The 26167-nt window shown below is 55.0% G+C and carries 21 protein-coding genes; 19 read left to right on the top strand and 2 right to left on the bottom strand.

The window, feature by feature from the left end; translation table 11 throughout:
* The first annotated feature begins 124 nt into the window (after positions 1 to 124).
* The 19 genes from cysQ (at position 125) to I4484_RS11720 (ending at position 24313) form a co-directional block, all read left to right on the top strand.
* A complete protein-coding gene (gene cysQ / locus I4484_RS11810) occupies positions 125 to 931 on the top strand; it encodes a 3'(2'),5'-bisphosphate nucleotidase CysQ (RefSeq protein WP_197451017.1) in 807 nt (268 codons plus the stop codon).
* A gap of 22 nt (positions 932 to 953) precedes the next feature.
* The gene (gene cysD / locus I4484_RS11805) at positions 954 to 1871 is read left to right on the top strand and encodes a sulfate adenylyltransferase subunit CysD (protein WP_197447495.1); all 918 of its coding nucleotides are present in this window, start codon (positions 954 to 956) and stop codon (positions 1869 to 1871) included.
* Positions 1871 to 3787: a sulfate adenylyltransferase subunit CysN gene (gene cysN / locus I4484_RS11800; protein ID WP_197447494.1), complete on the top strand. Its 1917-nt coding sequence runs from the start codon at positions 1871 to 1873 to the stop codon at positions 3785 to 3787. Before cysD ends, cysN begins: the two co-directional genes overlap by 1 nt.
* 114 nt (positions 3788 to 3901) lie before the next feature.
* On the top strand, positions 3902 to 4900 hold the full coding sequence (pseB, locus tag I4484_RS11795) for a UDP-N-acetylglucosamine 4,6-dehydratase (inverting) (protein ID WP_197451016.1): 999 nt from the start codon (positions 3902 to 3904) through the stop codon (positions 4898 to 4900).
* Complete coding sequence (pseC, locus tag I4484_RS11790) at positions 4900 to 6063, top strand: UDP-4-amino-4,6-dideoxy-N-acetyl-beta-L-altrosamine transaminase (protein ID WP_197447493.1); 1164 nt, start codon at positions 4900 to 4902, stop codon at positions 6061 to 6063. The genes pseB and pseC overlap by 1 nt, the downstream gene beginning before the upstream one ends.
* A complete protein-coding gene (gene pseF / locus I4484_RS11785; RefSeq protein ID WP_197447492.1) occupies positions 6060 to 6791 on the top strand; it encodes a pseudaminic acid cytidylyltransferase in 732 nt (243 codons plus the stop codon). The genes pseC and pseF overlap by 4 nt, the downstream gene beginning before the upstream one ends.
* Positions 6743 to 7816, top strand: coding sequence for a UDP-2,4-diacetamido-2,4,6-trideoxy-beta-L-altropyranose hydrolase (gene pseG / locus I4484_RS11780; protein ID WP_368408017.1), 1074 nt, complete (start codon positions 6743 to 6745; stop codon positions 7814 to 7816). Before pseF ends, pseG begins: the two co-directional genes overlap by 49 nt.
* A 165-nt stretch (positions 7817 to 7981) precedes the next feature.
* Positions 7982 to 8512, top strand: a complete 531-nt coding sequence (gene pseH, locus I4484_RS11775) for a UDP-4-amino-4,6-dideoxy-N-acetyl-beta-L-altrosamine N-acetyltransferase (RefSeq protein ID WP_197447490.1) — start codon at positions 7982 to 7984, stop codon at positions 8510 to 8512.
* Positions 8509 to 9561, top strand: coding sequence for a pseudaminic acid synthase (pseI, locus tag I4484_RS11770; RefSeq protein ID WP_197447489.1), 1053 nt, complete (start codon positions 8509 to 8511; stop codon positions 9559 to 9561). The genes pseH and pseI overlap by 4 nt, the downstream gene beginning before the upstream one ends.
* Before the next feature lie 212 nt (positions 9562 to 9773).
* A complete protein-coding gene (locus tag I4484_RS11765; protein ID WP_197447488.1) occupies positions 9774 to 12500 on the top strand; it encodes a hypothetical protein in 2727 nt (908 codons plus the stop codon).
* A gap of 159 nt (positions 12501 to 12659) precedes the next feature.
* Positions 12660 to 14177, top strand: a complete 1518-nt coding sequence (locus I4484_RS11760) for a hypothetical protein (protein WP_197447487.1) — start codon at positions 12660 to 12662, stop codon at positions 14175 to 14177.
* Entirely contained in the window at positions 14170 to 15450 is a 1281-nt protein-coding gene (locus I4484_RS11755; protein WP_197447486.1) for a hypothetical protein, read from the top strand. Before I4484_RS11760 ends, I4484_RS11755 begins: the two co-directional genes overlap by 8 nt.
* Before the next feature lie 30 nt (positions 15451 to 15480).
* Complete coding sequence (locus I4484_RS11750; protein ID WP_197447485.1) at positions 15481 to 17703, top strand: alginate lyase family protein; 2223 nt, start codon at positions 15481 to 15483, stop codon at positions 17701 to 17703.
* Positions 17704 to 17738: 35 nt separating this feature from the next.
* The gene (locus tag I4484_RS11745) at positions 17739 to 19532 is read left to right on the top strand and encodes a hypothetical protein (protein ID WP_197447484.1); all 1794 of its coding nucleotides are present in this window, start codon (positions 17739 to 17741) and stop codon (positions 19530 to 19532) included.
* Positions 19529 to 20419 carry a glycosyltransferase family 2 protein gene (locus I4484_RS11740; RefSeq protein WP_197447483.1) on the top strand — a complete coding sequence of 297 codons (891 nt, stop codon included), beginning with the start codon at positions 19529 to 19531 and terminating at the stop codon, positions 20417 to 20419. The genes I4484_RS11745 and I4484_RS11740 overlap by 4 nt, the downstream gene beginning before the upstream one ends.
* Complete coding sequence (locus tag I4484_RS11735) at positions 20416 to 20844, top strand: oligosaccharide biosynthesis protein Alg14 (RefSeq protein WP_234283479.1); 429 nt, start codon at positions 20416 to 20418, stop codon at positions 20842 to 20844. The genes I4484_RS11740 and I4484_RS11735 overlap by 4 nt, the downstream gene beginning before the upstream one ends.
* A complete protein-coding gene (locus I4484_RS11730) occupies positions 20841 to 21350 on the top strand; it encodes a glycosyltransferase (RefSeq protein ID WP_197447482.1) in 510 nt (169 codons plus the stop codon). The genes I4484_RS11735 and I4484_RS11730 overlap by 4 nt, the downstream gene beginning before the upstream one ends.
* Positions 21351 to 21484: 134 nt before the next feature.
* The gene (locus tag I4484_RS11725) at positions 21485 to 22867 is read left to right on the top strand and encodes an undecaprenyl-phosphate glucose phosphotransferase (protein WP_197447481.1); all 1383 of its coding nucleotides are present in this window, start codon (positions 21485 to 21487) and stop codon (positions 22865 to 22867) included.
* 228 nt (positions 22868 to 23095) lie between these two features.
* Positions 23096 to 24313, top strand: a complete 1218-nt coding sequence (locus I4484_RS11720) for an O-antigen ligase (RefSeq protein WP_234283480.1) — start codon at positions 23096 to 23098, stop codon at positions 24311 to 24313.
* Here I4484_RS11720 and I4484_RS11715 read toward each other — a convergent pair.
* On the bottom strand, positions 24271 to 25389 hold the full coding sequence (locus I4484_RS11715) for a glycosyltransferase (protein WP_197447480.1): 1119 nt from the start codon (positions 25387 to 25389) through the stop codon (positions 24271 to 24273). The two genes, I4484_RS11720 and I4484_RS11715, sit on opposite strands and share 43 nt — an antisense overlap.
* Positions 25390 to 25444: 55 nt before the next feature.
* Positions 25445 to 26164 (bottom strand): lipopolysaccharide kinase InaA family protein, encoded by a 720-nt coding sequence (locus I4484_RS11710; protein WP_197447479.1) that lies wholly within the window; start codon positions 26162 to 26164, stop codon positions 25445 to 25447.
* Between the last annotated feature and the right edge of the window lie 3 nt (positions 26165 to 26167).

The following is a 26167-nucleotide window of genomic DNA, read 5'->3' as shown; positions in this document are numbered from 1 at the left end:
CAGGAGTGGGCGGGGCGCCTGCGGCTACCGCCCTCCAAGCAGCTGTTGCCGCTCAGCTACGCGAGCTCGCAGCTAGCCCCGAAACCCCAAGGAATGAGTTTTGACCGATTTTGTGACAGCCGATATGCGTGCCCGCCTTATCGAAGGCGTTCATGCCGCGGGCCGTGAAGTCATCTCGATCTATGAGCGTGATTTCAACGTCGAGATCAAGGATGACAAGAGCCCACTGACCGAAGCGGATATGGCCTCCCACCACGCCCTGGTGGATCTGCTGGAAAACCTTGCCCCACAGGTGCCGATTCTTTCCGAGGAATCCGCGGAGATTCCTTTCGCCACTCGCTCGGCCTGGCAGCGCTACTGGTTGATCGACCCGCTCGACGGCACCAAGGAGTTCATCAAGAAGAACGGCGAATTCACTCTCAACGTGGCGTTGATCGAGGATGGCGTGCCGGTGTTCGGCATCGTCCATGCGCCTGTACTGCGCACCACCTGGATCGGGCAACAGGGGCAGGGCGCATGGAAACAGGTGGACGAGGGGCCGTGCCATACCATCACCGTGCGCGCGCTGCCAGAGCCTGAGCAAGAGGCCTGGCAGGTAGTGGGCAGCCGTCTTCATGGCTCGGAGGAATTCGAAGCCTTCTGTCGCATTCTGCCCAATCATGAATGTGCAACCATGGGCAGCTCGCTCAAGCTTTGCCTCGTTGCCGAGGGCAAGGCCGATCTTTATCCGCGCCTGGCACCGACCAGCGAATGGGACACGGCGGCGGCCCAGGCCGTGGTCACTGCAGCGGGCGGCCAGGTGCTGAACGCCCATACCCTAGAGCCGCTGCGCTGCAACCAGCAGGAGAGTGTGCTCAATCCGTTCTTCATCGTGGCCGGCGAGCGGGATTCGCGCTGGGAATCGGCCCTGCGGGCTAGTCTGAAGAGTTAAGAAAGAACCCAAGGTTTTTTCGATGCCTGAAATTTCTACCGAACGGCAGACCCACCTCAAACAACTCGAAGCCGAGTCGATTCATATCATCCGCGAGGTGGCCGCCGAGTTCCGCAACCCGGTGATGCTCTACTCCATCGGCAAGGACTCCTCGGTGATGCTGCATTTGGCGCGCAAGGCCTTCTACCCCGGGCCGCCGCCGTTCCCGCTGATGCACATCAACACCACCTGGAAGTTCCGCGAGATGATCGCCTTCCGCGACCGCATGGCCGGCGAGGTGGGCATGGAGCTGATCGAGCACATCAACGAAGAGGGGCGCGCCGCGGGCATCAACCCCTTCGATCACGGCTCCAGCGGCTATACCGACGTGATGAAGACCCAGGCGCTCAAGCAGGCGCTGGACAAGTACGGCTTCGATGCCGCCTTCGGCGGCGCGCGTCGCGACGAGGAGGCCAGCCGCGCCAAGGAGCGGGTGTTCTCCTTCCGCGACAAGTTCCACCGCTGGGACCCCAAGAACCAGCGTCCCGAGCTGTGGAACCTCTACAACGCCCGGGTCAACAAGGGCGAGTCGATCCGCGCCTTCCCGCTCTCCAACTGGACCGAGCTGGACATCTGGCAGTACATCTACCTGGAGCAGATTCCCATCGTGCCGCTCTACTACGCCGCCCCGCGCCCGGTGGTGGAGCGCGACGGCATGCTGGTCATGGTCGACGACGAGCGGATGCCGCTCGCCCCCGGCGAGGTGCCCGAGGAGAAGTGGGTGCGCTTCCGCACCCTGGGCTGCTACCCGCTGACCGGCGCGGTGGAGTCCAGGGCCGACACCCTGCCCGAGATCATCCAGGAGATGCTGCTGACCCGCACCAGCGAGCGCAGCGGCCGGGCCATCGACCACGACCAGGCGGGCTCGATGGAGAAGAAGAAGCGCGAGGGGTACTTCTGATGGCACACCAATCGACACTGATCGCCGAGGATATCGAAGCCTATCTCCGCGAGCACGAGAACAAGGACCTGCTGCGCTTCATCACCTGCGGCAGCGTCGACGACGGCAAGTCAACCCTGATCGGCCGGCTGCTGCACGACTCCAAGATGATCTACGAGGACCAGCTGGCCGCCATCGCCAGGGACTCGAAAAAAGTTGGCACTACCGGGGAAGAGGTGGATCTGGCGCTGCTGGTCGACGGCCTGCAGTCGGAGCGCGAGCAGGGCATCACCATCGACGTGGCCTACCGCTTCTTCTCCACCGACAAGCGCAAGTTCATCATCGCCGATACGCCGGGGCACGAGCAGTACACCCGCAACATGGCCACCGGGGCCTCGACCGCCAACCTGGCGATCATCCTGATCGATGCCCGCTACGGCGTGCAGACCCAGACCCGACGCCACAGCTTCATCTGCGATCTGCTGGGTATCCAGCACCTGATCGTGGCGGTGAACAAGATGGATCTGGTCGATTACTCGCAGGCACGCTTCGACGAGATCGTCGAGGAGTACCAGGCCGTTGCCGAGAAGCTCCATGCCCGCGACATTCGCTTCGTGCCGATGTCGGCCCTCAAGGGTGATAACGTCGTCAACAAGAGCGAGACCATGGGCTGGTACGATATGCCGGCCTTGCTGGAGCTGCTGGAAAGCGTCGAGATCAGCCACGACCAGAACCTGCGCGACCTGCGGTTTCCGGTGCAGTACGTCAACCGCCCCAATCTCGACTTCCGCGGCTACTCCGGCACGCTCGCTAGCGGCATCGTATATCGTGGCCAGGCCGTGAGGGCGTTGCCTTCCGGCAAGGTCTCCAAGGTGGAAAGAATCGTCACCTTCAATGGCGACCTCGAAGCCGCCTACCCGGGCCAGGCGATCACCCTCACCCTGGAAGACGAGATTGATATTTCCCGTGGCGACTGGCTCGTCGCCGAGGAAGCCAAGGTGCCGCTTGCCAATGGCTTCGATGCAGATATCGTGTGGATGCATGAAGCGCCGCTGGAGCCAGGCAAGCTCTACGACTTAAAGCTTGCCACCCGGGCCGTGGCCGGCAAGGTCACGGCGATTGACTATCAGGTCGATGTCAACACGCTCGAGCACCGCCACGCCGAGAATCTCGATCTCAACGCCATCGCGCGCTGCCATATCGAACTGACGGCGCCTGTGCCCATCGACGACTATCGCACCAGCCCCGGTACTGGCTGCTTCATCGTCATTGACCGCCTCAGCAACGTGACGGTCGGAGCGGGGATGATCCACCAGCCGCTGGATAGCGAACTGCCCTACGAATTCCGCGAGCACGAGAGCAAGGCCAACGTGGTGTGGAACCGCACCAGCGTGACCCAAGCCATGCGCGAGCAGCTCACCGGCCATCAGGGCAAGTGCATCTGGTTCACAGGGCTCTCTGGTGCAGGCAAATCCTCCCTAGCCAATGCCTTGGAAGTGGAGCTGAACCGCCGTGGTTACCACACCATGCTGCTGGACGGCGACAACGTACGCCACGGCCTGTGCAAGGATCTTGGCATGAGCGAGGAAGATCGCGCCGAGAACATCCGCCGCGTGGGCGAAGTGGCAAGGCTATTCGCCGAGGCCGGCATTATCATCATTACCGCCTTCATCTCACCGTTCCGCAGCGACCGCGACGCCGCACGGGCCCTGTTCCAGAACGGTGACTTCATCGAGGTGCACGTCGATACCCCACTGGATATCTGCGAGCAGCGCGACCCCAAAGGGCTCTACCAAAAGGCACGGGAAGGCAAGATCAAGGACTTCACGGGGATCAGCAGCCCCTATGAAGTGCCTAAATCAGCAGAACTGACGGTCAATACTGCAGAACTGAGCCAGCAGGAGATCGTCGGGCTGCTTCTCAAGCAGCTCTGGTAGATTTGAGCCTGTGCGATTTTGCTTGAAAACAGAGTGGGAATGCATGCGCTGAGAGAATTTAGTAGTTAAAGAAATATTGTAAGTAAATTGGATTGATAAGCTGAAGGAAAAATGATATTTAATGACTCTTCCGTGCTGGTTACAGGTGGAACCGGCTCATTTGGCCATACTTTTATCCCCATGCTGCTGGAGAAATATAACCCCAAGCGGGTTATCATCTTCTCGCGGGACGAGATGAAGCAGTGGGAAATGGCCAAGAAGTTCCATAACGATCCCCGTGTGCGTTTTTTTATCGGCGACGTTCGCGACCGTGAGCGGGTCTATCGTGCCCTGGACGGTGTTGATTACGTAGTTCATGCAGCGGCCACCAAGATTGTACCCACCGCCGAGTACAACCCGTTCGAGTGTGTGAAGACAAACGTCCACGGCGCCATGAACCTTATCGATGCCTGTATCGACAAGGGGGTCAAGAAGGTCGTGGCGCTTTCCACGGACAAGGCAAGCAGCCCGATCAACCTGTATGGGGCCACCAAGCTGACTTCCGACAAGCTGTTCGTGGCGGGTAATTCCTATGCAGGTGGGCATGATACTCGCTTCGCCGTCGTGCGCTATGGCAACGTAATGGGCTCTCGCGGCTCGGTCATCCCGTTTTTCATGTCCATCCGGGACAAAGGCGTACTGCCGATTACGGATGAGCGCATGACGCGCTTCATGATCAGTCTGGAGCAGGGGGTCGAACTGGTTTGGCACGCCTTCGAGGATATGGAGGGTGGCGAGATCTACGTCAAGAAAATCCCTTCCATGAAGGTGACGGACCTTGCCCGTGTGGTAGCACCGGAAGCCAAGCAGGAAGTCGTTGGCATACGTCCTGGCGAGAAGCTGCACGAGCAGATGATCGGCGCCGAGGATGCCTACTACACCTACGAATACCCGGAGCATTTCAAGATTCTTCCCGCCATCAACAGCTGGGACCAGGATGCCAACCGTATCAAGGATGGTAAAAAGGTGCCGGAAGGTTTCGTATACGCCAGCGATAACAACGCCGAGTGGATGACTGACGAAGAACTCAAGTCCTGGATCGATGCCAATTGGGAAAAGATCGGGAGCATTTAATGATTCCATACGGCCGTCAGGACATACAGCAGCAGGACGTCGACTCTGTATTAGAAGTATTGCGCTCCGACTTCCTCACCCAGGGGCCGGTAGTGCCACGGTTCGAGAAAGCCGTGGCCGAGAAAACCGGCGCCCGCCATGCCTTGGCAGTGAACAGCGCGACGTCGGCATTGCACATTGCATGCCTCGCACTCGGGCTAGGCGAAGGGGATTGGCTGTGGACCTCGCCCGTGACCTTCGTTGCCTCGGCGAACTGTGGCCTCTATTGCGGTGCCAAGGTCGATTTCGTCGATATCGACCCCCAGACGTATAACCTCTGCCCTGAAGCGCTTGAGGCCAAGCTGGAACAGGCCGAGCGGGAAGGGCGCTTGCCCAAGGTCGTGGTGGCAGTTCACCTCTGCGGGCAGCCCTGTGACATGCAGGCTATCCACGTACTTGGCCAGCGTTATGACTTCCGGATCATCGAAGATGCTTCCCATGCGATCGGCGGCAAGTACAAGGGTGAGTACATCGGGAACTGTCGTTACAGCGACATCACGATCTTCAGCTTTCATCCAGTGAAGATCATCACTACGGCGGAAGGCGGGATGGCGCTGACGAATGACGACCCGCTGGCCCAGAGAATGAACCTGCTGCGTAGCCACGGCGTGACTCGTGCCCCCGAGCTGATGACGCATGAAGCGGACGGGCCCTGGTATTACCAGCAAGTCGACCTTGGCTTCAATTATCGAATGACGGAGCTACAGGCCGCACTGGGCGTCTCACAACTGGAGCGGCTCGACGACTACGTTGCACAGCGGAATTCTCTGGCCGAGCGCTACGATAGCGAGCTGGCAAAGCTACCCGTGGTCACCCCTTGGCAGCACCCCGACAGCTACTCCGGCCGCCACCTCTATGTGATTCGCCTCAAGCTGGACGAGATCGGTGTCAGCCATCGCCAGGCTTTCGAGTCATTGCGTGAGCAGGGCATAGGCGTAAACCTGCACTATATACCGGTGCATACTCAGCCCTACTACCAGGCGATGGGATTCCAGCCGAATGATTTTCCTGAGGCCCAGCGCTACTACGCCGAGGCCATCAGCCTGCCGCTATATCCCACCATGACAACCGCCCAGCAAGACGAAGTCTTAAGTGCCCTGCAGCAGGCTTTGGAGGTTGCATGAGCGATAACGCTCGTTCGGGCAGCGTGGCGGTGATTCCCGCCCGTGGCGGTAGCAAGCGGATACCCCGCAAGAACATCAAGCCATTTGCCGGTAAACCGATGATTGCCTGGTCGATCGAGGCTGCCCTGGCCAGTGGCTGCTTCGATCGTGTCATTGTCTCAACCGATGACGAAGAAATCGCCACGGTAGCGAGGGAGTGGGGCGCCGAGGTGCCATTTCGTCGCCCCGCCGAACTGTCCGATGACCACACCAGCACCATTCCCGTCATTGCCCATGTCATCGAGTGGCTCCGCGAGCAGGGTGAAGTCCCGGATGCAGTCTGCTGCCTCTATGCCACCGCGCCTTTCGTACAGTCCGAAGACCTCAAGACTGGCTACCGGTACCTGCAGAGCGGTGATGAAATTGACTATGCCTTTTCTGTAACCAGTTATGCTTTTCCCATACAGAGGGCGCTGCGCCTGACGCCGCAAGGGCGCGTGGCCATGCTCCAGCCCGAACATTTCCATACCCGTTCCCAGGATCTGGAAGAAGCCTGGCACGATGCCGGCCAGTTTTACTGGGGGCGAGCCGACGCGTGGCTCAAGGGCTTGCCGATATTCTCCGAGCGTGCCGTGCCGGTGATCTTGCCGCGTCACCGTGTACAGGATATCGATACCCTGGAGGATTGGCAGCGGGCGGAGTGGTTGTTCAGAGCTTGGCAGGCGGAACAGGGGAACGGGCTACAGTGAGCTATCGGCCTGATGCAAGGGGGGGGAAGGTCGTTGCCATTCGCGTCGACGCCTCGCTCGAGATTGGCACCGGCCACGTAATGCGTTGCCTCACTCTGGCTCGCGCGCTACGCGGAGCGGGAGCCGAGTGTCACTTCCTTTGCCGTGAGCACCCCGGCAACCTGACTGAGATGATCGAAGCCGAAGGATTCGTCGTGCATCGGCTACCTATGGCGGCACATGATGAGACGAGCCAACCTCAAGCTGAGCATGGCCGGCTCAAAGACGATCAAGAGGCCCAGCCTAACGTGCCGAATGGGGTTTCGGAGCACTCCCATTGGCTGGGCGCGGACTGGAGAACCGATGCGGAAGCATGCCGGACTATCCTGAAAGGCCTGATACCGGACTGGCTGATAGTGGACCACTATGCGCTGGACGCTTGCTGGGAAAAGGCAGTGCTTCCTGCAAGTACCCGGCTCATGGTCATTGATGACCTTGCGGATAGAGCCCATATCGCGAACATACTGCTCGATCAGAACCTGGGCCGTCGTGAAGCGGACTACGACAACATGGTACCCGAGGGCTGCCACCGCTTGATTGGGCCTCGGTATGCACTGCTGCGCCCCGAGTTCGCCGAGCTACGCGAGAAAAGCCTGGCTCGCCGCCGCGATCCGCTTGAACTCAAGCGGCTACTGATCAGTCTAGGCGGTGTCGACAAGGACAATGCCACAGGGGCAGTGCTCGAAGCGCTCAAATCCTGCGGCTTGCCTGAGAGTTGCCATATCACCGTCGTCATGGGGGCCTCGGCACCTTGGTTGGATAACGTCAGGGCCAAAGCCGACGAGCTGCCCTGGCATTGTGACGTTGTGGTCAACGTGACGGACATGGCCGAGCGCATGACCCAGGCGGATCTGGCCATTGGCGCGGCCGGGAGTACCTCTTGGGAGCGTTGTTGCCTCGGTGTGCCGACCTTGATGCTGGAGCTGGCAGAGAATCAGAAAGGCATCGCCGGGCGCTCCATCAGACTGGCGCGGCTTATAACGTAGGCGAACCTGAAGCAGTGAATCGCTTGCCCGCTATCTGGGAAGAGCACATTCGCCCGCCAACCTTGGCCCAGATGAGCCTTGTTGCCTCTCGTCTCGTGGACGGCAACGGCGTCGCACGACTGGTCGAATGGATGACGGCTGAGAGTCGCCCAGAGGAAATAGGCAATGGCTGAGGAAGAGGATCGGCTCCGCCCTCTCCAGGAAGCGGAGCTGGAAATCGTTCGTGAATGGCGTAACCACCCAGACGTGCGTCGCTTCATGTACACACAGCATGAAATCGAAGCGAAGGAGCATCGCAGCTGGTTCGAAAGAGCTCGACAGGACCCGAACCGGCATCTGTTGCTCTACCTTCAGCAAGGCGTGCCGATGGGCTTTGCCAACATCACGCTAGTCAGTACATCGGCGAGACGAGCCGAGTGGGGCTTTTACCTGGCGCCCGATGCTCCACGAGGGAGTGGCCAACGCCTTGGGGGGGTCACATTAACCTATGCATTCGACACGTTGGGCTTGCACAAATTATGCGGTGAAGCCTTGGCCTTCAATACGCGCTCGATACGCTTTCATGAGCGTTTGGGGTTCACACGAGAAGCTACGCTACGCGACCATCATTTCGATGGGCAAACATTTCACGACGTCATCGGATTCGGGCTGCTCGCCAGCGACAGAACTGCAGGACAAGGAGCAACATCATCATGACTCTGCTGTATATTGAAATCGACGGTCGTCGGATTGCTGAAGACCAGCCCCCGTATATCATCGCTGAACTTTCTGCCAACCATAATGGGAAGCTCGAAACAGCCTTGCGCATCATCGAAGAAGCGAAGAAGGCAGGCGCGGATGCTGTAAAGCTGCAAACCTACCGTCCCGATACGATTACTCTTGATTGCGACAGCGATGATTTTAAAATCAAAGGCGGACTATGGGACGGTCGTACACTATATGAACTCTATGAGGAAGCTCATATGCCATGGGAATGGCATGAGCCTCTTTTTGCTCGCGCACGCGAACTCGGTATCACTATCTTCAGTTCGCCCTTCGATACCACAGCCGTCGATTTGCTCGAAAGCTTAGGGGCCCCTGCCTATAAAATCGCTTCGTTCGAAGCCGTGGACCTGCCCTTGATAGAGTACGTTGCCAAGACTGGCAAGCCGATGATCATCTCGACAGGCATGGCTGACGCAGAAGAAATCCAAGAGGCTATTGATGCTGCCCGTGGTGCGGGTTGCAAACAGCTAGCTATTCTCCACTGCGTAAGTGGTTACCCGGCACCCGCAGAAGATTACAACCTGCGTACGATACCAGACATGATCGAGCGCTTTGGCCTGGTAACAGGATTGTCCGATCATACTTTGGATAACACTACCGCCATTACGAGCGTTGCCCTAGGCGCGAGCCTAATCGAAAAGCACTTCACCCTTGATCGCAACGGCGGTGGCCCCGACGACAGTTTTTCCTTGGAACCTAAGGAACTCGCCGAGCTATGCCGAGATAGCCGAACGGCGTGGAGTGCATTAGGTAAGGTAGACTACGGTAGAAAATCGAGCGAGCAGGGTAATGTGCAGTTTCGACGTTCGTTATACTTTGTAAAAGCCCTAAAAGCGGGGGAAATAATCACTGAAGATGCGGTACGTAGCGTAAGACCAGGGTACGGAATGCCACCAAAATATTTATCAAGTGTGCTAGGGCGGAAAGCTGGGAAAAATATAAAAGCTAATACGCCAGTAGCACAGGGTGATATAGAGTAAGCACGATTAGGTTTAAAGAATTAGTTTGGTATAGGTTGTCAGAAGTTCTACAGCTGGTTATGACATCTCGCACGTCCGCATGGTGCGACCGAAGTAAAAACCAGCGTTTGATGGTTCTCCAAAAAAGCGTATTTCGTAAATAATTCGAAGCGTCCATATGGACTGGATGGTTTTACTTATTATTGCTTTATTGAATAGCTTAGAGTGCAGAAATGACGTCAATTCGTAGCCAAGTTTTTACTGTTATTCAAGAAATACACCCCTTTTATCAGCGTCACAAACGTTGGCTATATCCGATCAAAGATTTTGCCCTACACATCCCGGCGCTTAAACGATTGCGCGATGCTGCAATAGACGGAAAGAGTCATAGGGAAAGTGGTTGGCAAATAACAGGGAGTGTCGAGAGGGCACTGCAGAATCAGCATGTGGCTGGAGCCGTCCCCTCTCTGATCGCAAAAACACCTATTAAGGTAATGCCGGTTGTTTTTGAGGACGTTGTCCTTTTTTATCGAGAGGCCGTGCGATACGATGATCTTAAGATTGCTATTAACTTTTTCTGTGAATGGCTTGAAGATAACTTCCAAAAACTCCCTGGCCGGCAACTAGTGGAGTATGTTGAAACTTTTGAATTTGCCCTTCGAAGCCTCAATGGACGTACCGTTACTAAAGTGCCGAAAATTCAACTGGGCCACTTGCAAAATGCTAAGGTTGTACGGCGTGCATATCTTGTATATTTCACGGTGCTTGTTGATAACCTTGAATTCAAACGCGCAGAACAACTCCTTCGAACAGTAACGGTCGAGGATCACAATCTCCTATTTCAGGCGGCAATAGTATTGCAGAGGAAGCCCGCCCGCGTTGAACTTGACGCCACATCGCGCTTGACACTTAGGGATACGGTGCTTGTGATGCTGGAAGAAAACCTTCTAGAGCTAGGAGTACCAGACAGCTTCACAAGGATGATTGATGCGAGTGTTAAGGCTAACGAACTCGAGAGCTTCTTGACAGCTGTGCAGAACGTGCGTCAGACGCTTCGAAAGAATAACCAGACCGAAGAATGGGTGGCTCGTCTCGCACCTATTTTCAAGCATGTATTACGCCAGCTAATATCGCTCGGTCATATTGAGCTTGCAAGAATTATATTACAGCAGTGTAAGGCAACACTTTCCGAGTCTATAGTCGACGACATAGAGACGCGACTCGCGGTTAATGAACTGAGTGAAGCAGCGGCATACACTTATCTGAGGAATAATGCTCAGCACTCACAAACCGCAAGAAATCTATTGCTGGCAGCTGCTTGGGATCGTAACGACTTTCAAACTGCCAGAATTCTTGCGGAACAGCCGCTTTCTACGAATGCACCTCTTCGACGGCAAATTTCTAGAAAAAGTACTGTCGATAGACTGCATTTTCTAGAGCAAACGTCTGAGATTGTGCATCGCATAGAGCAGCCTGAGCAGCCTACGGGGTACGTGCTTCTTGCTTCACTAAATTGCTTCAACACTTTAGCAATGGTAACGCCTGCATTAATCGAACTTAAGCGACAGGGGTTCGCTGTCGGCTCACTCATGAAAGGTGTTCTAAACCAACAGCCACCAAGCGCAGCTCATGCCTCTATCGCAGACCTCTTTAACAGTATCGACCGAGCAAGAGAGGATGGGGAACTAGTATTGGATTGGAAGGTCGATTGGTCTAACCGGGTGGTTTCAGCCGAAGGTATAAATTTCTACCAAGGAGTTTATGAACGTCTTAGCACCATCTATCGTCGCGCTACCATAGCCATCGATGATGAGCCTGTAGCGTCTGCTTTCGCTAGTATTCTCCGACGCTGCGACTATATTTTAAGGCACTGCAAAAATATAGAGCGGGCTGCCGAACAGAGTGAACAGCCGATTGTGCTCCTCGGTAGTAATTCCCATGTTGCTCCATATTCAGTATTCCGAGACTTTGCGTTAGCTCGCCCCCTTCCTAATCTTAGGTACGTCGCCGCCAGCGTCGCCTATGAAAACTACTACACTAACCTAGGCAGTAAGACATCTGGCTCGATGGCTGTGGTGGATATGACGCTGCATAGAAACTGCCGCGCTCCATTCCTAGCAATCCCAGAACGCTTTGAGCGTTGGTATCAGGACAACAAAGGCAGCCAAGAAGTCCATAAGCGCTTCGAAGAACTTGTGGCAAAGAATAGAACAGGTCGCGACGAAGGTGTGCATTCATCTCCTGCAGCTGCCGCACTCAATCATGCTCGCAGGGAAGGGCGTCGGATTGTATGTTGTTTTGGTAAAATTTTATGCGACTTGGCTGTTCCATACGACGGCGGACCAGCACACGAAGATATGATTGACTGGCTTCATCACTCTGTAGAAATTGCCCGAGCAAACCCTGATCTTCTTTTATTGATCAAGCCTCATCCACATGAGCTTCGTCCAGAAATTGCTCTAGAACTTACCGAAAAACTTGAAGATGTGTTGCCAGAGAATCTCCCAAAGAATGTCGTCGTTCTAAACCATGCTGAATTCAATGCTGGTGACTTAGCCCAATATTTGGACCTCGCGGTGCTTTGGAATGGTACGGCATGTCTTGAGCTCACGGGGCTTGGAGTGCCGGTTGTTATGTGCAGCCATTTTGGTCGCTATGATTACCCACTTGCATTGAACTATCCCAAAGATAGAACAGGCTATGAGAATCTGTTGGCAAAGGCAATATTAAGAGCTCCAGCCCCTGAGCTTCGTAAGAAAGCCATGGGTCTTCTTCATTATATGGGAACAAAAGAGGTTGCCCTACCAAATACATATAGTCGGCGGCCGATAACGAACGATAGTATCGGTGTGCCTACTTGGTACATGGATAAAATCAACGACTACTTAATTTCAGGGGATTCGTATATGGAACTTGCGGCATGCAGAATTATAGAAGGGGTCAAAGAAGGAGTTAAGTAATAATTAATGATGGCGGCAAGGAGTCCTGTGGTTACTCTATATCGTGTTATAACAATTTAAGGAGTAATTATTTGTCGTGTTCCGACTCTTTGTTAATTTTTTCTCATCTATCATGTTTATATTCTCAGTACACTGTTATTTTCTAGAAGGTTTGGGTGTATGAATATCACACCATCAAATCTATATCGCCATGTTGTCAGGTTTGCTAAAGCCATCATAGCTAAAGAGGGGGCGCGAATTGCGAAAAAAATAGACAAAAGCAACGATCCAGGAGCTCTTTTTATAACTTTCCAAAGGAAAAAAAATGTCTCCTTGAGAGTATTGTGGGAAGCACTTTCACATTTACGCAATTTGCGAAGCCCTGCCTATGATGTTATCGCTAATAATAAAGCATTACATGATGAACTGAATAATTTAATAGGGCTTCATAAGGCTTTGTCTTCGCCATCTCCTATTGTGTCTGAGGAGATGGATCAGTTCGTAAGCTTCTATAAAAAACAAAAAAATAGTGTCAAGAATAAAAGTGAATATAGACGTTTATTGATTTCTCTCATAGTTAAAAAATTACCGCCATCCCAAGCTTGCGAGGCATTTTCTAGCGCTGGCTTGATAGATAAAATTACTATCCATGATGTCCTAAAGGTCTTGCGTAAGGCTTCGGCTGAAGGTGAAAGTAATGTTTTTTTTGATTTGAAAAAAAAGTACTTGCATCAGATGTCGCCACCCGCTTTAGTGAAGGCCAAGTACTGGGAAGGTAGGCTTGTTCAAGATGGTTCGGTGGTTTATAAAGAGATTGAAAGTGATTTCTGTCAACTAGATAAAACTTTGTCTAAAGAATATAAACTATACTTGCTGGGCTTGTTGGAAGCCATACCCAACGAAAAGAACTCTCTTGATTGCCAAATTAAGAGTGGTAAGTTTGTTAAGATAAAGCGAAGTATCGAAGAGAAAATTCAACTACAACAACCTTTTTCCTTCGTGCGCCTTAATGATGGTGAAGGCTATGGGTTTCCTGATGTCTTACCTTGCCCCTTCGATGTGGAGCGGCAGGAGCTCCATTGGTGGGGAGAAGTACTGTCTCCTGAGCTGAGGAATACAATCCAAGAAAATTTCAGGCGAAGCTTGCCTGAACATGACTTGGTCGGAATTCCTAGTGTATTCAGATTTATCGATGAGCTGAGCATCAATCGCGACTATAGTATTTTCAACAATGCTCTGCTTTGTAGGCTGTTCACGCTCTGCCATGGTTATCTGAAGATATATAATGGCCGTGCCCATGTCACAGAAGGACAGATAAACTTGTATCTGTTTGACAGGGAATACATTACAAAACTTGCTAAGCTCGCTCGGCGTGTCGTTTTTATTTCGGGTGCAAAGAGAGAGTATCTACAATCGGTCTTTGAAGACTTGCCTCATGCTACATATATAGAATTGCCAACACACCGCCTCCTGAAGGCAGAGAAGTTCAGTTGTTCGGAAGCCACGCAGCCTCTGCCTTATGTTTATGAAAACTACCTTGATCAGATCAGAAGTCTGGCGGGTCCAGGTGTCGTCTTCTTTATTTCTGCCGGGTTCATAGGAAAAATTTTCGCTGCAGAAGTCGCAAAAAAAGGTGGTGTTGCCTTGGATGTAGGGCAATCATTAATGAATATAGTGGCGAATAACATCGATGCATAAATTGTACTATGCCGTACGTTTGTTTTTTTATGGGCTTGAGAAAAACTTCAAGATTATTCGATTCGGTGATGTGCCGGTATATCATGTGCGAATCGAGGCGGAAGAAAAATACAAGCGACTCAACTCCTCACGTCTGCCTCGATTGGTAGCGGCGGGTTATTTATTCAGAGAATTTTTTCTATCACGCCACAAGCGCTATGTTGGGCCTGTTCCAGAGGCTTTATACTGCGGCAGCACAAGAAATAATGAAAGAGAGTTTTTATTTTTGCAAAAGTTGATGGCTGGCACTGAAGCTGCTGACTTGTTGACTTACGCTAAAGAAAAAAACGTGTCGTTTTATCCAGCAAAAAAGGGAAAGAACGATCTTTACCATATTTTTGTCAGATTCGTGCTGCTTTGTTGCTGCCTCGTATATCTATGGCGCATAAAAGTTAACCCTACCTCGCTTAGGTTTCTTATTCGATTCGCGAGTGCGTATTACCGGCTGCTGGTATATTTCAGTCGAGCGAATGAGAAGCCGAAGGTGTCCATTTTTGCCAACGATCATACCGATATATCCGTAGCGCTCTCGATGGTAATGAAGCTACAAGGCGTTCCCAGGATATATGTGCAGCATGCCGAAGTGACCAAAGACTTTCCTGCTTTGGATTTCGAGATTTCCATATTGCGCAATAAAAAGTCATTAGACACTTATGCGGAAATAGGTAAGATCGAGGGGGCGACATACATCATACCAAGGGAGGAGGGATCCGCCTCTTTTAAGGAAATAACGGATGCTTCGCCGGATAAGGTGAGGGTGGTAATTTATCTGAGCTCTACTTTTCTTAAGGAAAAAGTGGAGGAGGTGGTAAATTTATGCCAATACAATGCCGATGTGGAAAGTGTCGCTATCAAGAAACATCCTCGCTCGCAAGAAAATGATTTTTCCTTTCTAAATGGTCGTGTTCATGTGCATGATGTTGTACCTGAGTATGATCATATCGCTTTGGTTCCAAATTCTTCCGTGGTAATTGATCTTCTTCATGATGGGGTGAAAGTCTATCAACTATTTGAGCTCGACAATATTCGAGAAGATTACTACGGCTTTGTAAAAAACTCGGTCACACTAAGAGTTGCTATCTCTGAATTGAAGGATGGCTTCTGGAAGAACAATTTTTACAATGAGGATTGGCTTGAGAGATTTGAGACTTATGACCCGAGTATTTCCGATCATTGGACAGAGGACCTTGGCAGGTTGAGAAGTGAAGTCTCGATGATGCTGATGGAATCGTAGGTTTATTGACTTTGGTTCAGGATGCCAGTTGTGTTGAATTATTTTAAAAAAATTAAGCGAGATTTTCAGTTTAGACTGTTTCATAACATTAAGGTCACTACTCCGGCAGAAAGGCAGGTAAAAAGGAAAAAAACCATATCTCGTGATGAGGTTCAAGAAAGACAATTTTGCCTAAATAATTTTGAAAGCGAGTTTGTTCTTTATCGCATAGTTGGTAACGATCTTGTTCCTCGGCACGAGAAAGGGCAGTCACGGAAAAATTTGGAATTTATCCTCAAGAATGAGCCGAAGTTAGAAGGTTGCGTTAAGCGCTTTATTGTCAACCGTATTGTCGATCCCGATGAAGAAAAGAAGATAATTGGTATGCTGGAAGCTGCCAATGTCGAATATATACATATACCGTTTCACCTTGATGTATACCAGGCTCTGCCACTGGATGTCGAGGGGGTGCCAAGCGGTTTTTTACCAACTGGAAAACTATTCTCTCAGTTGACCGCTCCTCAACAGAGCCGCATATGGATGCGGCTGTACCGCCATAAGAATAACTATGTGATGAATAATAACGGAGCGCGGAACGTGGCGCTCAGAGCAGGGAAGGATCAAGCCAGATGGGTGTTGCCTTGGGATGGCAATTGCTTCCTTACGGATGTGGCCTGGAATGAACTTGTAGCGAGTATTGAATCGCAACCAGAGTGCCGCTATTTTATCGTTCCGATGGCACGAATTTCCAGCAACGAGAGCTTGCTGGAGAAAGGTTATCGCCCACATGCTGATGAAGAACCGCAAATGATCTTCAGGTGTGATAGCACCGAGGAGTTCGATGAAGCGTGCTACTATGGCCGCCGCCCCAAGGTAGAGCTGTTCTGGCGGCTCGGCATACCCGGCAAATGGGACCATTGGCATATCGAGCCATGGGATATCCCATGTCCTGACTATTCAGAGGACGCTGGCGCATTCGCTACGGCAGGATGGGTAGCGCGGCTTTTCTCGGGTCAAGGCCATCTGGAAAAAGGAAAAAGTGGTCTTGTCGACCGTGGCTTGGCGCGTAACGAAGCCATCGCGAATCTGCTCGATAGACTCGATGGAGAAGGACACCAATCTCGCTACGACCCGAGTCGTCCGTGCTATGTGGCCGAAGTGGCATCGAATGGCATTGCAAGCGAGACTCTAAGGCGAAGCCTGATAAGCGCGGCGGATGAAGCGCTAGCTCGCGGGCCCTTTTCGGTCGTCGATAAAAAGACGCTTCCTCCGAGCAAGAATCCTCACGACTACTGGCACCCCGCACCGTATTTCTGGCCCATTCCGCTTCCCATTCCGGGGCTGCCTTATATACGCAGGGATGGCAAGCGCGTTCCCGGCACGCGGCTCTATGAACCGCTAAGCGATAATTACGACCGCACGCGCTTGCAGCGGCTTTTCGATGACACCTTCGTTCTAACCTTGGCTGGGGGCGTCGGCCAGAATGAGCGGTACGACGCTCATGCGGCAAGCCTCGTTCGTACCTGGTTCCTAGACCCAGAAACAGCGATGGCGCCTCATCTCGATTATGCCCAGGTGAGGAAGGGGTGGAACAAGAACCGGGGCAGCAGTTCCGGCATCATCGAGGCTAAGGATTTTTACTACTTCCTGGATGCCGTGAGACTACTGGAGCAGCGTGGTAAGTTGAATCAGAGCGAATCGAATACGCTAAGGGAGTGGCTATCAAAATACCTGCACTGGCTGTGTACCAGCCCGCAGGGCTTGAAGGAGCGCGCAGCGCAGAACAACCATGGCACCTACTACGACCTACAGGTTGGTGCCATTGCCGCGTTTCTCGGAGAGGATACGTTGCTGCGCCATACGCTGAGAGACTGCCGTTTTCGCATCGTGCACCAGTTCGCTGCCGACGGTAGCCAGCCCGAGGAGCTGAAGCGTACCACCACCGCTCACTACTGTTGCTTCAACCTGCAGGGGTGGATCCACTTGGCGCAGTTGGCCGACTCATGCGGTGAGGATCTCTGGACATTCGAAGGGCCACAAGGGCAGGGCTTACGCAAGGCAATGGAGTGGTTGCTTTCGTATATGGAGAAGGAATGGCCCTTTCAACAGATCGATGCATTCGATACCGAGCGCTTCTACCCTATCTATTACGCCTATCTTTTCCGATATGGGAAAATGGGTGAGCTTGAGCAGTTGGAAATTCCCCGCCAGGAAGAGGTGAAACCGTTGTTCTTCCCTCACGATGGTATTCGGCCATTTTGGCAGCTGAGTTGAAGGGTAAGGCATATGTTTTTTAGGTGTGATACCTGATGTGGTTTTATCGCGTTGCGCTACGCCACCTGTACTGGTCGGCAGCAGTTCTCAAGAAGTTTTTCAAGCTTGTGCCTCTGCCCACGCTGACACTCGTTGCGCTGACCCTGGTAAGCCAATTTTCCCGTATGTTGGCTTTCTTCTTGCCGCTGAAAGTCATTATTTTGATAGGTTCGACGGGCACCCCGCGCTACTTTCCAGACTCATGGGCTGCTTTAGACCGAGATTTTCTGGTCATTGCCCTTAGTCTTGCAACTGTGTTTTTCTATGCCGTTTCGCTCTCATCAGAAAGGTTGTTGAGCTACATGGCGGAAAAAGGAGCGGCCGGCGTGGTGGCAGGCACTCACAAGCTGGTCCTGTTCACCAACCAGGACGAAGTCGCGAGCCAAGCCTATCAGAAACTGGCGGCTGGCTTGGCTACCGGAGCTCTGTCGGTAGTGCTAATTTTACTTTTTGCCCTTGTTTATCCGGGCTTTCTCCTTGCCATTGTGAGTTATGTTGTGGCCGCTTCAACTTTCGTGGCATTGCTGGGTCATCGCGTCGAAGCGCGCAGCGAACTGCAACAGAAGGCGGGAACCCTGATAGGGCTGCTTTCTGGCATTGGCTTCATGATGTTGTTCGCCTTTATGGTGGTGGATTTTCTGTTATGGGAAGGCGTCAGTTTCATGGTGGCGCTCATCAGCTTGCTGCTGTCAAGGCAGCTCTTGAACCGGCTCGATGGTGTGCTAAAGGATGCGATATGGCTCAATGACAAGCGTCTCCAGATCAATGCCATCTTTTTTACTGGTCATCGCCTGGAAAAGATGCCGGAACACACCCGTAACAGGAAATTCTGGAACTTTCTTTCCTTGAGTGAAAATTGTGATCTGCTTCTACCGATCCTTGCAGAGGTTAAAGGTCATGAGCTGTACGATGGTATTCAAGTAGAATGTCGTTGGAAGCAGAGCGGCCTGGCGGATCTGTTGACTTTCGATGTCGAGGTAAAGACAGAGGAGGAAGAGACTGAACGGTACCTGCTGAAAATATTCGGCAAGCGGTATCGCAAAGCGGCGATGAGCGAGGCGGATATATTATCGTCTGCGTCCGGTCATCGGCTGCCGGCTCCTGAGCTTGTGTACATTGGGGAGATGGATGGTTTCGATGTTCACTTGTTCCGCTTGCCGGACTGGTACGACCCTAGCAGCTCCGTTGCATCGAAAATAGAAGTAGAGTGGTTGGCTAAGTATTGGAAGGTAGAGCCTGATAAAACACTGGTGAATCGCTACCAGCGTTCACATCCTCTCCTGCAGCATCGTTTGGGTTTGCCGATGTTTGAGCGATTGATAGTCGTAGCTGATGATGATCATCTGCCCGCCCTAGAACGGATCAAGGGACGTTTCGAGGATCTTCTTGAAAACTTGAATCTTCTTCCTTTAGTGTTGCTCAATCCTGGTGTACCAAGGGACCTCAGCTTTGTGTCGGAAACAGGAGAGCTAATTCAGGCTCACTTCGGCAACTGGGCACTGGAACCGATCGGTGTGGGGGTACCACATGCTGAGTCATGGCTACCGAAGCTTGATGAACTATTGGCCGAAGCGTCGGAAATACGTGAATCCTTGCAGAATACACCCACGGCACGCATCCGCCTTTGTGCTTGTTGCAGTGCTTTTGAACAGAACTTCAACAAGCAGCGATATGCCGATGCCATAGCGCTGCTGCCTGATATCCTTGCCTGCCTCTCTGCAATTGACATGGCGCGTGAAGGAGAGAGCAAGAGTTCGACGTGCCCTGCGGCGGGCGAAGGGCACGCATGAAGGTCGATATGCCAGAAGTTGTCGTCTCTATCATCGTACCTACCTACCGTGATTGGCACGCCTTGCGCTCCTGCCTCGATGCTATGGTAGATCAGACCCTGCCGGCGCAAGAGTTTGAAATCCTCATTGTGGAGAATGCTGGCGAGACCCAGCCGTGTGATTTGACGCTGCCCGGCAATGCTCGACTACTTCATGAGCCGGCCCCAGGCTCCTACGCGGCGCGCAATCGCGGTATTGCCGAGGCTCGTGGTGATGTACTCGTGTTTCTCGATGCGGATTGCATGGCCGCTCCCGGCTGGCTACAAGCTGGGATTGAGTGCTTGCAAGCCAACCCCGACGTTGGGCTGGTGGCGGGGAATATCGAGCTGAGCTACGCCGCATCTCGCTTGACGCCCGCTGAATGCTTCGAGAAGGCCTTCGCCTTTCGGCAGCGGCAGAACGTGGCCAACGGGGTGTCGGTCACGGCGAACCTGTTCGTGCGCCGTGAGGTGTTCGATGAGGTGGGAGTGTTCGATTCCGGCTTGATGTCTGGTGGCGATTTCGAGTGGACCCGGCGTGCCACTTCGCGTGGTCATCGGCTGTTGTTCTGTGAAATTGCCGTGGTGCGCCATCCCGCGCGTTCCTCTATTGCCGCGCTTGCCGGCAAGGCCCGCCGCGTAGCCTCCGGCAGCCAGGCGCTGTACCAGGAGCGCGGCGTATTCGGTGGCTTGCGGCGTGTGCTGGGTAATCTCGTTGGCGATATGGCCTCGCTGGTTACCCGGCGGGACATGACCTGGCGTGAGCGTGCCTGGGCGCTGCTGGTGCTCGCTTATCTCAAGGCAGTGAAGGTGGGACAGCGATTCCGGCTGGTGACGACCCGACACGGCAGGGCAGAGCTGCCGCGATGAGGGTGTTGTTTGCCGCTTCCTTCGGCGGGCATTGGGCTCAGCTGAAGCGATTGGCCGAGTTGATCGAATGCGACGAGCGCCTGTTCGTTTCCACATCCAGGGAGCAGAACTCGTCGGCCAATTTCTACCTGGATGATTTCAACGTTCGCGAGCTGTGGTGTGGGGCTCGCCAATTGCCCCGTGCCATGAGCATCGTGCGGAAAAGCCGGCCCGACCTGATCGTCAGCACCGGCGCGGCCCCTGGCCTGCTGATCCTGTTCGCCGGTTTTCTGATGGGGCGCAAGACAATCTGGGTGGATAGCATTGCCAATAGCCGGCAGTTGTCTCTTTCCGGCCGAGCCGCGTGCCTGTTCGCCACCCAGGTACTCACCCAGTGGCCCGAGCTTGCCACAAAGCGCGTACGCCACTTGGGCAGCCTGCTATGAAGCTGCTGTTCACTGCCGGTACCCAACTGGCATTTCCCCGCCTGCAGCAGGCAGTGGAGCAGGTGGCCCGTCAACGGCCGCAATGGCAGCTCACCTTGCAGGCGGGTCCCGGAGCCAGGCTGGAGGCGCTTGCCGAGTGGCCCAACGTGCATGCCCGGCCACTCTTCCCGAGCGAGGAGTTCCTGGCGCGGTTCGAGGCGGCGGACCTGGTGGTGACCCATGCCGGCATGGGTAACATCATCGCCTGTCTGGAGGCGGGCAAGCCGCTGATTCTGCTGCCGCGCCAGGCGAGCCTGGGCGAACATCGCAACGACCATCAATTGGATACCGCCGAAGCCTTCCTACGCATGTACAATGTGTCCGCTTTTGAGCGCGTGCCGCAGCTGGTGTCGGCCATTCTCGACACCAGCCGTTGGCCGCAGGGTGGATCAAGCGCCGCAGAGCGTATTCACCGCAAGCGCAGCGCATTTGCACGGCAGCTCAATGCGTTGCTCAGTGAATTGTAGGGGACGCGTGACATGCAAGAGGGAAGGTGGGGGAGCCGGCCGGCGTCGTCTCGTGATGGCTGCGCCAGGGTTTTGCGAGTGCCGTTTGCTTCGGTTCGTTGTCACATCCATGGATGTGACAAGGAGTCGTTTCGATGAAGCACACGGCAGTCAGCTTTGCCGAGCGGTATCCCGCTCAGCTCATCGTACCGGTCGTCGATTTCTTCGCCTTGATCGGTGCCGGCATTCTCGCCCATTGGGTTCGCTTCGGAGTAACGCCCGATCACGACCGCTACTGGCTGGCGATGGCGGTCATGGGGCTGCTGGTGATCGTGCTGAACATGGCCCAGGGCGGCTACTCGCGCTGGCGGATCACCCGTATCACCACGCTGCTGATGCGGCTGCTGTTCGTCTGGATGGTAGTGGCGGCGGTGGTGACGTCGTTGATCTACTTCGCCCATACCGCGGAGCGTTACTCGCGGCTGTGGGTGGGCATGACGCTGCTCTTTTCCTTCATTGGGTGCGCCGGGTTGCGTGTCGCCGTGCAGTTGCTGCTGCGGCATGTGCGTCGGCGCGGTGGGGCGCGTCGCTCGGTGTTTCTCGTTGGCCCCGGCCCGCAGTTGGTGAGTGTGGCCCAGGGCATGCGCGCTTCACCCGCCGAAGGCTATTCGATCGCCGGTATCGAGCGCATGAGCTGCATGCCCGATGAGATCTACCTGGAACGACTGGTCAAACGGGTAGTGGATTCCGGCGCTCGGGAGGTGTGGATTTGTGTGCCTTTGGAGATGGGCGGGGTGGTGCGCTCGATCTTCTTTGCCCTTCGCAACCATACGGCGGAGGTGCGCTTCATACCCGACTTTCCCGACATGCAGCTGCTCAACCACCGTATGAGCGAGGTAGCAGGGCACCTGGCTGTTGACCTCAGCGTCACGCCTATCGATGGTGTGTCGCGTGTCGTCAAGCGACTGGAGGATATTCTCCTTGGCACCCTGTTCTCGCTGATCGCCCTGCCGGCCGTCGTTGTCATCGCTGTCTTGATCAAACTCACCTCCCGTGGGCCGGTGCTCTTCAAGCAGTACCGTACCGGAGTGAACGGCAAGCGGTTCAAGGTGTACAAGTTTCGCTCGATGAGGGTGCACCAGGAGCCGAACGGGCAGGTGACCCAGGCCACCAAGGGCGATTCACGGCTGACCCCTATCGGGGCTTTCCTGCGCCGCACCTCGCTGGACGAGCTGCCTCAGTTCTACAACGTGCTGCAGGGGCGCATGTCGATCGTGGGTCCGCGGCCGCACGCGCTGGCACACAACGAGCACTACAAGGAGCTTGTCGAGTCCTACATGCGCCGCCACAAGGTGAAACCGGGCATTACCGGCTGGGCCCAGGTCAACGGGCTGCGAGGCGAGACCGACACCCTGGAGAAGATGCAGCGCCGGGTGGAATGCGATCTGTGGTACATCGACAACTGGTCGTTGTGGCTGGACCTGCGAATTATCTGGCTGACGATTTTCAAGGGGTTCATCAACCCTAACGCCTATTGAGCGGGGCGCCAACCACCCGTGTGGCAGCGGTCTAGCGGGAGTTGGCGTCTCTTGAATGCGTGATAACTCATATAAGTCGCGTGTTTACTGGTCCATTGAGCGGGCCGGGATGTGGTAAGGTAATGGGCCCTGTAGCAGCCAAGTTCCCGACTCGTGAAAGCCCATAGCGTGACGCCTCACTTGCCCCGCACCTCGGATAGAACCGTTTTCCTGACCACTTACACGAGCTTGGCTGTTTTTCTGCTGGGTGCCATTGCCTTGGTGGTGCCCAGCGGCTATTCGGCCGGGGCGGCATTGCTGCTGCTGGGCAGTGGCTGGCTGCTGGTGGCACGTCCGTCGCTTGGCCTTACGCGCCAGGATTGGCTGGTAATTGCCGCGCTGGTTGGCTATGCCGCCGTGGGCATGGTGGAAGCCTGGCTGGACGGGCAGGGCTCGAGCGGCTTCGACAAGCCGCTACGTTTTCTGCTGGCCGTTCCCGCCATGCTGCTGGTGATGGCCTACCCGCCGCGCCTCGCATGGATGTGGAGCGGCATTGCCATCGGCGCTATCGGGGCGGGAAGCTGGGCCTCGTGGCAGAAATGGCAAGGCGTGGAGCGCGCCGACAGCTTCACCCACGTGATCCAGTTCGGCAACCTGTGCATGGTGCTGGCGGTGTTCTGCCTGGCGGGGCTTGGCTGGGCATGGCAGCAGCGGCAGCGATCCGGCTGGGTGGCACTGTTGTTGGTCGGCGCCCTGGGGGGCATTCTCGGCTCGCTCTTCTCGGGCAGTCGCGGGGGCTGGATCGGCTTTCCCATCGTGCTGCTGGTGCTCTACCGGGGCTACGGTCGCCTGCTGCCCAGGCGGGTAAAAGTTTCCATCCTGGTCTCGGTGGTGTTGGCAGCGGCGGCGGTCTACAGCATTCCCCAGACGGGCGTTCAGTCGCGTATCCATCAGGGATTCGAGGACGTGGCGGAATACCGGGCGGGTGTCCAGAAGGGCAGTTCGGTGGGTGATCGCTTCGAGATGTGGAAGGGCGCCGTTACCCTGATACAAGAACGCCCCTTGACCGGCTGGGGAAGCAACGGCTACCACGCCGCCTTGATTGAGCTAGGGGAGGCCGGGGAGATCCGAGAAGGGGTCACTCGGTTTGGCCATGCCCACAACGAGTACCTCGATGCCATGGCCAAGCGTGGCGTGATCGGGCTTGCAGTGTTATTGATGCTTTATCTGGTCCCTATGCGCCAGTTCCTGAAGCAATTCGGTCATCAGAGCCTGGAAACCCGCTCCGTGGCAATTGCCGGGGCGCTGCTTAGTGTTACCTACCTTGACTTTGGCTTGACCCAGACCTTCATGGAACACAACAGCGGCGTGATGATGTTTGCCTTCTGGCTCGCGGTGCTTTGGGGCGTGTTCTCGAGCCGGGTTCATCGCGAGGCGGCCTTCTCCTCCTCGATAAGCTCGAGATAACGGTCAGCCACTGAGCCAGGCGAATACTGTGCGAGCACTTCCGGGCGGATGATGGGCGGGTTGCCTAGCAGGTCGCTTATCGCCTGCCCGAACTTCTTGATGTCTTCCTTGGGAGTCACCAGCCCTCTCGCCAGGTCACCCTGCAGGATGTCGCGAGGGCCCGAGAGGCAATCGGTGCTCACCACTGGTGTGCCGCAGGCCAGCGCTTCGATGATCACGTTGGGTAGCCCTTCGTAGTCGGAAGCCAGTAACAACAAGCGGGCCCGGCGCATGTAGGGGTAGGGGTTGTCGCGGCTTCCCAACAGCATGACCTGCTCTTCGATACCGAGTGCTGCGGCACGCTTCTTCACTTCCTCCACGGCGCCGGTGTCTCCGTCGCCTACCATGACCAATGGCATCTCGGTGCCACTCGCCTTGTAGCCTTCCAGCAGCCTGTCGAGCCGTTTCTGGCGCATGTTGAGCCGGCCGACGAAGAGGCAGAAGTCGCGCTGCTCCAGTTCGGGTTCTGGCAGGGCGTCAAGCATTCTCTCCTGTATGTGCTCGAGTTCCACCAGGTTCGGTATGACCTCGGTTCTGGCAGGCTCGATGCCGATGCGGTCCAGCGAGCGTAAATTATCCTGGGTCAGGGTGAGGATTCGCTTGTCTCTGTACAGCGCCTTCACCTTGTGCCGCTTGATGGCACGCCGCCAGCCCTGCTTGTGTGAGATCAATCTCTGCCAAGGGTCCGAGCGAATACACAGCCAGGCCTTGGATGAAAGCTTGGAGCGCGCCAAGACCTGGTGGGCATGGTTGAGGTTGGCGACTACCAGATCGAATGCTTCACCCAGCTCGTCGAGATACGAATCGAGCCGCTCGGCGTGCAGTCTGTAACGCTGCTGCTTTTGCCAGAATCTCTTGGGTGTGAACGGCACGACATGCACGCTGGCCCCCTCTGGAACCGGCAGCGTCACCGGATCACGGAGCGAAACGAGGGTAACCTGGTGCTGCCGTTCCAGCAGGGCGCGCGTCAGCTTGATGACGGAGCGAGGCGCGCCGCCGCTGGCGAGCTGGTCGATGATAAACAGGAAGCGTGCCATGTTGCCCTCTTGAAGTCCTTGTCTCGCTGACTGTGCGATTTTCCTTAAAAACACCTCAGGAGTTGCCGGTACTCTGGCCCAGCTTCGCCTGCAAGATCCTTTTCACGGTTTCGAGATGGTCGGCCCCGCGAAGCTTGCTTTCGGATAAGCCCGCTCTCACCGCGCTCCATGTATCGTTCCGTTTGTCCCGTATTTTCCTGACATTGGCGTCGATCCACACGATGGTCTGGTCATGCCGAATCAGCAGGTTGTTGTAGTGCAGGTCGCGGTGCACGTAGCCAAGCTTGGCGAGCTGGGCCACTTCGGTGCAGAAGCGCTCCAGGAAGGCCAGGCGATCCGCCTCGTCTATCTCGTCGAATACTTCCCCGCCGGGGCGGGCGTCGTGAATGAGTTCGGTCAGCAGTAGCGAGGCATTGCTGTTGCCGGGATTGAGCGAGATGCCCCAGCCGTGGCAGCGGGGGGTGGTCAGCCCCGCTTGCTTCAGTATCTGCAGGCTTTCGTACTCCTCGCGCGCGTCACATTGCCCCAGCCAGCGCTTTTCGAGGTAGTCGCGCATTAACCACTTCAGCGGGCTCTGCCACCTGCTGTACTTGTCGGGCACTACCTTGGCGACCAGGTTACCGTCGCTCGAGGTAAAGAAACGACTGCTGCCGATGGATTCAAACTGCGCCGTGGTGGAGGTGCTGGCAAGCACGAGTCGATCGGGAAGGTCCCTGGCCTGGAAGATCAGGTAGCGGCGGTGGCGGTCGTTGAAGGGTATGTCGAGTAGCTTCATGTC

Source organism: Halomonas sp. SS10-MC5, assembly GCF_015992245.1.
Lineage (GTDB): Bacteria > Pseudomonadota > Gammaproteobacteria > Pseudomonadales > Halomonadaceae > Halomonas > Halomonas sulfidoxydans.
Note: the sequence above shows the minus strand (reverse complement) of the source record. Positions and strands in the feature narration are given on the sequence as shown.